Here is a 9,280-nt window from a genome sequence, read left to right as displayed (position 1 = left end):
CCTACATGACCGCCGTCGGCATGTCGAGCCGGCCGCGCTGGGGGGTGGCCCTGTGGGTGGCCCCGGCCCCCCACAACGGGGAGCCGGGGCCGCGGTCGGTCCGGGTGCGCGGTCAGCGCTGGCCCGGGTAGCCCTGCTGGCCCTGCTGACCCGGGTAGGGCACGTTCGGGACCTGCGGCGGGTACGGCTGGCCCTGCGGCGGCACCTGGCCTCCCGGCTGGCCCGGGTACGGCTGGGCCGGCGGGTAGGCCTGCGGCGCCGGGTAGGGCTGGCCCTGCGGCGCCGGGTACGGCTGCTGCGGAGGCTGCTGCTGCGGGTACGGCTGCGCCTGCGGAGCGCCGAAGCCCTGCTGCGGCTGCTGCTGGATCATCTGCTGACCGGGGGCCGGCTGACCGCCCATCGGGTAGGCCGGCATCGGGTAGCCCTGGTTCTGCGGCGTGTCGAAGGGCTGCGAGCTCGGGTCGATCGCCCCGGGCGGGAAGGCCGCGCTCAGCTGGTCCATCTCGGCCCGCCAGATGCGGTGGATGTTCAGGCGCACCGGGTTGTTGCTGCCCGGCATCTGGACGTACATCGAGCTCCAGATGCTCGCCCGCTTGACCCGGCTGACCGGGAAGGCCTGCCGCGGGAAGGCCGCCACCACGTCGCCGGGACGGTTGTTCCAGCGGTTGGCCGAGTTGATCACCACGTGGCTGTTGGTGAGCGTCAGGAAGTAGTACCTGCGGGTCAGCACGATGATCAGGCCGACGAGCGGGATCTCACCGAGCGCGGCCGCGAGCCACGGGCTGGGACCGCTCTCGGCGTGCACGCAGGCGATGAAGGTCTCGCCGGGAGGCGCCACCTGCGAGAGCTTCTCGATGACCTGGGCCTTCTGCTTGGCCCGGAGGAATGCCATGTCTTCTGTACCTCTTACCCCGTCTTGTCCGCCGGCTCGGTGCGGCGGGAAATCGGCTGAGGTTAGCAGGTGGTGATGACACCTCGAACACCAGCGCCCCCGGCCGCTCCGGCGCCCCGCGGGGCCGGATCCCGGCGGGGCTGAGTCGGCACACGGAGCACCCAACGGCGGCCCGGACGGTGGGCGTTCGCCGAGGTCGGAGGGCTGACGGGCCGCCACCGGGCGGCGCCGGACCTTCACCGGACCTTCAGACCGTGGTGACGGTGAACCCCTCCGGGGCGCGCAGCCGGACGGCGCCGGTGTGGTCGGTCGCCACCCCGATCGGCAGCCCGGCCACCGTCAGCCCGTCGATCCGCAGCGACTCGTACCCGGCCGGGACCCGCCCGCGCACCCACAGCCGACGGCCGGGGGCGTCCGCGGCCAGGCCGAGCAGCGCCTGGAGCACCAGCACGGCGGACGCGGCGGCCCAGGCCTGAGGGCGGCAGGAGGCCGGGTACGGGACGGGGCGGTCGTAGCGCTCGCGCGGGTGGCCGGCGTACAGCTCGGGCAGCCGGTGGTCGAAGGCCGCGGCGGCGCGCACCAGTCCGGCGGCCAGCGGCGCGGCGGCCTCGTGCAGTCCGGCGCGGGCCAGCCCGTGCACGGCGACGGCGGTGTCGTGCGGCCAGACCGAACCGGTGTGGTAGCCCAGCGGGTTGAAGCCGACGGTCGCGGCGTCCAGGGTGCGCAGCCCGAAGCCGCTGTCCAGTCCGGGGGCGGTGAGGCGCCGCGCGACCAGGGCGCTCTCCTCGGCCGAGAGCAGGCCGGTGCCGAGCAGGTGGCCGAGGTTGGAGGCGACCGAGTCGACCGGCCGCTTGTGCCGGTCGAGGGCGACCACCGGGTACCGGCCGTGCTCGTCCTCCGCCCAGAAGCGGTCGCGGAAGCGGTCGCGCAGCCGCTCGGCCCACTGCCGCCACCGGTCGGCGCCGGGGCGGCCGAAGGCCTCCAGCAGGTCGGCGGACTTGACGGCCGCCTCGTGGGCGTAGGCCTGGACCTCGCTGAGCGCTATCGGGGCGGCGGCGATCCGGCCGTCGCGGAAGCGGATGCCGTCCGAGGAGTCCTTCCAGCCCTGGTTGGAGAGGCCGCGGCCGGTGCTGTCGACGTACTCCAGGAAGCCGTCGCCGTCCGCGTCGGCGTACCGCTCCAGCCAGTCGAGGGCGGCTTCGGCGTGCGGGAGCAGTTCCTCGACCTCCTCGGCGGGCAGGCCCCACCGCCAGGCGTCGTGCAGCAGGAGGAGCCAGAGCGGGGTGGCGTCGGCGGTGCCGTAGTAGCTGGGCGGCAGGTGGGAGCCGGTGTCGAGGTGCTGTGCGGCGCGGCGGACCTCGTGCAGGATCCTGCCGGGCTGTTCCTCGGTGACCGGGTCGACGGCGCGGCCCTGACGGCGGGCCAGGGTGCGCAGGGTGCCGGCCGCGAGCCCGGTGCCGAGCGGGAGCATCATCCGGGCCGCCCAGAGCGAGTCGCGGCCGAACAGGGTGAGGAACCAGGGCGCGCCGGCGGCGAGGAAGGTGTCGGCGGGGCGCAGCGGGTCGGCGAGCAGCAGGCCGCGCAGGTCGTGGTGGGAGCGGGTGAGCCAGTGGGCGAGGTGGTGGTCCCGGCCGGTGACCTCGGGGGCGCTCCAGGGGGTGCTGCGGACGGCGGGGAAGAGGTCGCCGTCGCGGTGTTCGGCGGTGCACTCCAGGACGGCCTGCCAGCTCTGGCCGGGGGCGAGTTCGAGTTCGTAGCCGAGGGTGCCGGTGGCGGGGTCGAGGTGGTGGGGCGCGGGGGTGAGGGTGAGGGCGGCGGTGAGCGGGCCGTCCTGCCAGCTCAGTCCGCGGCCGTTCCCGGCGGTGGGCGTGACCGGGGTGCCGGTGCGGCCGGCCTTGACGGTGTCCATGGTGGCGAGGTCGCTCTCGGCGCGGATCTCCAGGCGCAGCCGGGCGGTCCGGCCGCCGGCGTTGTGGAGGGTGTAGTGCTCGACCAGGCGGCCGGCGTGGAGTTCGCGGCGGCGTTCCAGGGTGGTGGCGGGGTCGGCGGTCCGTTCGGCCAGGCCACGCAGCACGGTGACGAAGACGCTGTGCCCGTCCGGGTCTTCGGCGGTGGCGATCGGGGCGTTGGGGACGCCGGGGACGCCGATCTCCAGGCGGGAGAGGATGCGGCGGTCGCCGTGGTAGAAGCCGTCGGCGCCCTCGGTGATCCGGCCGTCGGGGCGGGCGGCGCAGAGGCTGGGTGCGGCCACGGCGAGCCGGGCGTCGTGCAGGAACGGCTGCAGGTCGGTCGCTGGCATGGTCTCCTCGTTCTCCGTGCGGGGCTTGACAGTTGCTTCCACCCGGGCGCAACCTTTCTGTCATTGGAGCGTTCCAAGACATTAACTCCCCTGGTGGGATTGATGGAACCCCCGCTTGGAACGCTCCAAGCCATGCTCTTCGCAGTTCAGCTCGATGGCGACAGAACCTAGGATCACCGTCATGCATCCACACACATCGCCCAGGAGCGGCACCGGGGCGGCAGTGACCCTCGAAATGGTCGCCGCCCGGGCCGGCGTGGGCCGTCAGACGGTGTCCAACGCGATCAACTCGCCCGAGCTGCTGCGCCCGCAGACGCTGGAGCGGGTACGGCGCGCCATCGACGAACTCGGCTACCGTCCGCACCGGGCGGCGCAGGCGCTCAAGACCAGGGCCAGCCGGCTGATCGGCTACGGCATCCGCTCCAGCAGCACCGGCGTGCCGACCCCGGTCCTGGACCAGTTCCTGCACTCCCTCTCCGAGGCCGCCGACCGGGCCGGCTACCGGGTGGTGCTGTTCGCCGTCGCCCCCGGGGACGACGGACTCACCAGCTACCAGCAGCTGTTGGACGAGCACGGCGCCGACGGCTTCGTGCTCAGCGGCACCGACCGCGGCGACCCCCGCCAGGGCTGGCTGCACGAACGCGGCGTCCCCTACGTCGCGTTCGGCCGCACCTGGTCCGGCAGGGACGTCGGCGACTGGGTCGACGTGGACGGCGCCGCCGGCACCTCGGCCGCCGTCCGGCACCTGGCCGGGCTCGGCCACCGCCGGATCGGCTTCCTCGGCTGGCCCAAGGGCTCCGGGGTCGGCGACGACCGCGCCCGCGGCTGGCAGGAGGCGATGCGCGAACTGGGCCTGCCCACCCGGGGCCGCCGGGTGGAGAGCCCGGACGACCCGGAGCGCGCCACCGGGGCCGCCGAGAAGCTGCTCGACGGCGGCGCCACCGCCGTCGTCGCCGCCAGCGACACCCTGGCGCTCGGCTGGTACCAGGCGCTGCGCCGGGCCGGCCGCACCCCCGGCCCGGAGGCCGCCGTCATCGGCTTCGACGACTCCCCGATCGCCCCGCTGCTGTTCCCCTCGCTGTCCAGCCTCGCCCAGCCGCTCGACGCGGTCGGCCGCGTCTGCATGCAGCTGCTGCTGGAACGCCTCGGCGATCGCGGACGGCCCGTGCGACACGTGCTGCTCGAACCGGAGTTGGTCCTGCGCGAAAGCGCGTGACGCCCCTCCCGCAAGCACCCCTCCCCCGAACGTCCCTCCCCGAACATCTCTCCCCCGAAGGTCCGCCACCGCCCACCACCCCCCGCAAGGAGTCCCGCATGGCCACCTCCCGCACCCTCGCCGCGGCCGCCGTCTGTACGGCCGTCGCCCTCGGCGCCGTCACCGGCTGCTCCTCCTCGGGCGGGTTCGGCGACTCGTCGGCCAAGCAGTCCTCCGGCGCCGGCCAGAGCCTGACCGTGCTGATCGCCACCTCCGGCGAGGCCGAGACCGCGGCGGTCAAGGCCGCCACCGCCGACTGGGCGAAGCGGACCGGCAACACCGTCACCGTGCAGATCGCCGCGAACATCAACCAGCAGCTCGGCCAGGCCTTCGCCGGCGGCAACCCGCCGGACCTCTTCTACGTCAACTCCGACCAGTTCGCCAACTACGCCAAGGGCGGCTCACTGTACGCGTACGGCGAGCAGATACCGGATGCCGCGGACTTCTCCGAGCAGCTGCGCAGGGCGTTCAGCCACGACGGCAGGCTCACCTGCCTGCCCAAGGACAGCTCCACCCTGGCCCTCGCCGTCAACACCACGCTCTGGCAACGGGCCGGCCTCACCGAGGCCGACTACCCGACCACCTGGCAGCAACTCGCCGACGACGCCGCCAAACTCACCAAGGACGGCGTGACCGGCCTGGTCACCGCCCCCGACTACCAGCGGCTCGGCGCCCTGTTCAAGCAGGCCGGCGGCTGGATCACCGACCCCGAGCAGACCACGATGACCGCCGACGCCCCCGGCAACAGGCAGGCGCTGGAGTACCTCCAGGGCATGATGAAGGCCGGCTCCGCCAAGTACGTGGCCGAGGTGGACGCCGGCTGGGGCGGCGAGGCGCTCGGCAAGGGCCGGGCCGCGATGACCATCGAGGGCAACTGGCTCAAGGGCGCGATGGCCAAGGACTACCCGAACGTCCCGTACCAGGTGCTCCCGCTGCCCGCCGGACCGGCCGGACCCGGCACCCTCGCCTTCTCCAACTGCTGGGGCATCGCCGCGAAGAGCCGCCACCAGGCGGCCGGCGTCGACCTGGTCAAGCACCTCACCTCCGCCGACCAGCAGCTGGAGTTCGCCAAGGCCTTCGGCGTGATGCCCTCGCGCACCGGCGCGCTGGCCTCCTACGCCGCGAAGTACCCCGAGTCCAAGGCCTGGGTCGACGGCGTCGCCCACTCCCAGCCGCCGGTCACCGTCCCCGGGTTCAACCAGGTGCTCACCCAGTTCAACACCGACCTCCAGTCGCTGCGCACGACCGACCCGGCCACCATCCTGGCCGCCCTCCAGCGCAACGGCGAGCAGGCCCTCAAGAATGCCCGCTGACCCCCGCCTCCGCCGCCGTCTGCGCGAGGGGGCGTGGGGCTGGCTGTTCACCGCCCCCATGGTCCTGGTCCTCGGCCTGTTCCTGGTGCTGCCGATCGCGATGGCGCTGTGGGTGAGCCTGCTGCACTGGGAGGGCCAGTCCAACCCCTTCGACGGCACCGCGGACTTCGTCGGACTGGACAACTACCGCAGGCTGTTCACCGTCGACGGCCTGGACCGCACCCTGTTCGCCACCTCGCTGCGCAACACCCTGTACTACGTGGCGCTGACGGTGCCGCTGCAGACGGTGCTGGCGCTCACCCTCGCCCTCGCCGTCAACCAGCGGCTGCTGCGCTGCCGCGGCACCCTGCGCACGGTGTTCTACTTCCCGTCCGTCACCAGCTCGATCGCCGTCTCGACGGTCTTCCTGTTCCTGTTCCAGGGCAGCGGCGCCGTCAACCGGATGCTGGGCTGGGCCGGGGTCAAGGGCCCCAACTGGTTCGCCGATCCGCGCGGGCTGGTCTGGCTGGTCCTGGGGTGGTTCGGCGTGGACCAGCCCGCCCCGGCGGCCGGCGGCCCGCTCGGGCTGGCCTGGTCGGAGTGGTTCGCCGGGCCCTCGGTCGCGATGTGCACCCTGATCCTGATGGCCGTCTGGACCACCTCCGGCACCTTCATGCTGATCTTCCTGGCGGCGCTGCAGGACATCCCGCGCGAACTGGAGGAGGCCGCCGCCCTGGACGGCGCCGGCCGGCGCCAACTGCTGCGCCACGTCACGCTGCCCGCCCTGCGGCCCGTCCTGTTCCTGGTGCTGACGCTGGGACTGATCTCCACCTGGCAGGTCTTCGACCAGGTCTACGTGATGGGCAAGGGCGCACCCGGCAACACCACCCTCACCCCCGCCTATCTCTCCTACTCCTCCGGCTTCGACAACGCCGACTACGGGCAGGGCGCCGCCATCGCGTTCGTCCTGCTCGGCCTGGTCCTGCTGCTCACCGCCGCGCAGCGGTGGCTCCTGCGGGAGCGGGACGGCGCACCGGGGCCCCGTTCGAAGGGAGCCCGCCGTGCGACGCGCTGACCGCGGGACCGGCACGGAACGCCCGGTGCTCGGCCGCTTCCCCCGGCCGCTGCGCCTGCTCGGGTACGCCGCGCTGCTCGGCTTCGCGCTGCTCTTCCTGCTGCCGTTCCTGCTCCAGCTGGCGAACAGCTTCAAGACCGACCCGGACGCGGCCGCCCACCCGATGACGCTGCTCCCGGACGGCGGCACCCTCGACTCCTACCGGCGACTGTTCGGGCTCGCGCACGGCGTGGAGAACGTCCCGTTCCTCAGCTGGCTGGGCAACAGCGTGCTGGTGACCGTCCTGGTCACGGCCGGGCGGGTGCTGTTCGACTCGATGGCGGGCTACGCCCTGGCCCGGATCGCCTTCCCCGGCCGCCGGCTGCTGTTCGGCTTCGTGCTGGCGGTGATGGCGGTGCCCGGCGTGGTGCTGCTGATCCCGAAGTTCCTGGTGCTCAAGAGCTTCGGGATGTTCGACACCTACGGCGGGATGGTCCTGCCGCTGCTGGTCGACGCCGCCGGGATCTTCATCATGCGGCAGTTCTTCGTGTCGGTGCCGCGCGAGATCGAGGAGGCGGCGCGGATCGACGGCGCCGGGACGTTCCGGATCTTCTGGTCGGTGGTGCTGCCGATGTCCCGGCCCGCGCTGATCACCCTCACCGTGCTGTCCTTCCAGGGCTCCTGGAACGAGTTCACCCACTTCCTGGTCTCCACCCAGTCCAGTGAGCACGACACCCTGACGACGGGTCTGGCGCACTTCGTCTCCGGTGGGCTGGGCTCCGGGACGCAGTACCCGCTCAAGCTGGCGGCGGCGCTGGTGTCCACCGTGCCGGTGGCGGTGCTGTTCTTCTGCTTCCAGCGCCATTTCGTCCGGGGTGCCAACTCCGGCTCGTCGAAGGGGTGAAATCCGGCCAAACAGTCACTATATCGGCCTGATCAGTTAAAGCCGGGGTCAAATAATCAGGTGCAACCTTGCTGATAATGTGATCGCCTGTGTAAGTGCTGCGGCGTTCTTCACCGCAGGGGAGGGATCGGCCTGACCCATTGCACTCAGGCCCCGTCAGACCAGGAGCTCCACCATCAACACCGCCATCCGCACGGCCGCGCGCGGTGCGCTGCCCGTCGCCGTCACCGCCTCCGTCCTCGCCGCCGGCCTCACCGCCTGCGGCACCGCCGAGCAGCTCTCAGCCGGCCAGAAGGTGTCGAAGGCCTTCGGCAAGGTCGGTGACGGCAAGTCGGCCGGCTTCACGCTCTCCGTGGACGCCACCCCGGAGCAGATCGTCGCCTTCACCAAGGCCACCGGCGACGAGGCGATCGACGAGCAGAGCGCGAAGAGCCTCTCCGGCCTCTCCGTCTCCGTCGCGGTCTCCGCCGACAAGCCGCTCAAGGAGGTCGACGCCTTCAAGAACGCGGCGGGCGACCAGAAGGACCAGAAGGACATCACGCTCGACAAGTCGGTGCGGGTCTCCTACCTCATCGCGGACAAGAAGGGCACCCCGCTCCTCGAGTACCGCCAGGTCGACGCCAAGGGCTACCTGCACGTCGACATGAAGAGCGTCCTCAAGCTCACCGGCCAGGACCCGGCCGAGGTCGACACCGTCGCCAAGGACCTCCCCGCCGACATGGCCCCCGCCAAGACCCTGCTGACCGGCAAGTGGGTCACGCTCGACCTCCAGGAGCTCGCGGACCAGGCCAAGAAGGACGACGCCGCCAAGGGCACGAAGCCGCAGGCCGCGCCCTCGGTCGACCCGGCCGCCGGCAAGGAGCTCTTCGACTCGCTGAAGGACGTGTTCAACCGGACCGTCACCTTCGAGGACAAGGGCAAGAAGGGCGACACCGAGCACATCTGGATGAGCGCCCCGGCCCGCCAGGCCGTCGACGAGCTGTACAAGGCCGTCAAGCCGCTCTCCACCAAGTTCCCGCAGCAGTTCAAGAAGTTCCCGACCGAGGCCCCGACCGACGTCCCGGACCGCAAGGTCGGCGTCGACCTGTACCTCAAGGACGGCGCGTTCAACTCGGCCACCTTCGACCTGGCGCAGCTGGAGAAGAAGGTCGACCCGGGCGTCAACTTCCCGGTGAAGCTGGCCTTCAACCAGGAGGCCCCCAAGGTCGAGGCCCCGGCCGACGCCGTCAAGATGACCGGCGAGGACCTGGTGAAGACCTTCCTCACGCTGGCCGCCGGCGGCGCGGACGCCGAGGCCGACGGCGCCGGGGCGCCCGTCCCGCCGTTCAACACCACCGACGCCGCGCCGCTGACCGACGACCAGCTCAAGTCGCTGGCCGCGCTCGGCATCCCGGAGGCCCAGGCCAAGGTGTTCAACAAGATGGGCATGGGCTTCGAGGACATCAAGGCCATGGCCGAGGAGAAGTGACCCCCTCCTGAGGCGCTGACCGACGCGACCCGCCCCCCCCCACCCCCCGGCGGGCGGGCGCGGGGGGCGGCCGGGGGGGTGGTCCGCCCCCGCGCCCAGGATAACAATCCGCGCCC

Annotated in this window: 7 protein-coding genes; 5 read left to right on the top strand and 2 right to left on the bottom strand. The window is 72.4% G+C overall.

Annotated features, from left to right (window positions below):
- Positions 1–112: 112 nt before the first annotated feature.
- Both ABTY61_RS39715 and ABTY61_RS39710 read right to left on the bottom strand, forming a co-directional pair.
- Complete coding sequence (locus ABTY61_RS39715; protein WP_350510102.1) at positions 113–892, bottom strand: hypothetical protein; 780 nt, start codon at positions 890–892, stop codon at positions 113–115.
- Positions 893–1,139: 247 nt separating this feature from the next.
- Entirely contained in the window at positions 1,140–3,191 is a 2,052-nt protein-coding gene (locus ABTY61_RS39710) for a glycogen debranching N-terminal domain-containing protein (RefSeq protein ID WP_350510101.1), read from the bottom strand.
- Positions 3,192–3,372: 181 nt separating this feature from the next.
- Here ABTY61_RS39710 and ABTY61_RS39705 point away from each other — a divergent pair, with 181 nt between their 5' ends.
- From ABTY61_RS39705 to ABTY61_RS39685, 5 genes are all read left to right on the top strand, one after another.
- A complete protein-coding gene (locus ABTY61_RS39705) occupies positions 3,373–4,407 on the top strand; it encodes a LacI family DNA-binding transcriptional regulator (RefSeq protein ID WP_350510100.1) in 1,035 nt (344 codons plus the stop codon).
- A 98-nt stretch (positions 4,408–4,505) separates the two neighbouring features.
- The gene (locus tag ABTY61_RS39700) at positions 4,506–5,759 is read left to right on the top strand and encodes a sugar ABC transporter substrate-binding protein (RefSeq protein ID WP_350510099.1); all 1,254 of its coding nucleotides are present in this window, start codon (positions 4,506–4,508) and stop codon (positions 5,757–5,759) included.
- Positions 5,749–6,813, top strand: coding sequence for a carbohydrate ABC transporter permease (locus ABTY61_RS39695; protein WP_350510098.1), 1,065 nt, complete (start codon positions 5,749–5,751; stop codon positions 6,811–6,813). Before ABTY61_RS39700 ends, ABTY61_RS39695 begins: the two co-directional genes overlap by 11 nt.
- Positions 6,800–7,696, top strand: a complete 897-nt coding sequence (locus ABTY61_RS39690; protein ID WP_350510097.1) for a carbohydrate ABC transporter permease — start codon at positions 6,800–6,802, stop codon at positions 7,694–7,696. The genes ABTY61_RS39695 and ABTY61_RS39690 overlap by 14 nt, the downstream gene beginning before the upstream one ends.
- Before the next feature lie 295 nt (positions 7,697–7,991).
- Positions 7,992–9,164 (top strand): hypothetical protein, encoded by a 1,173-nt coding sequence (locus ABTY61_RS39685; RefSeq protein ID WP_350510096.1) that lies wholly within the window; start codon positions 7,992–7,994, stop codon positions 9,162–9,164.
- Positions 9,165–9,280: the final 116 nt, after the last annotated feature.

Source organism: Kitasatospora sp. NPDC096128, assembly GCF_040303105.1.
Classification (GTDB): domain Bacteria; phylum Actinomycetota; class Actinomycetes; order Streptomycetales; family Streptomycetaceae; genus Kitasatospora.
This window is presented reverse-complemented; position numbering and strand designations above follow the sequence as displayed.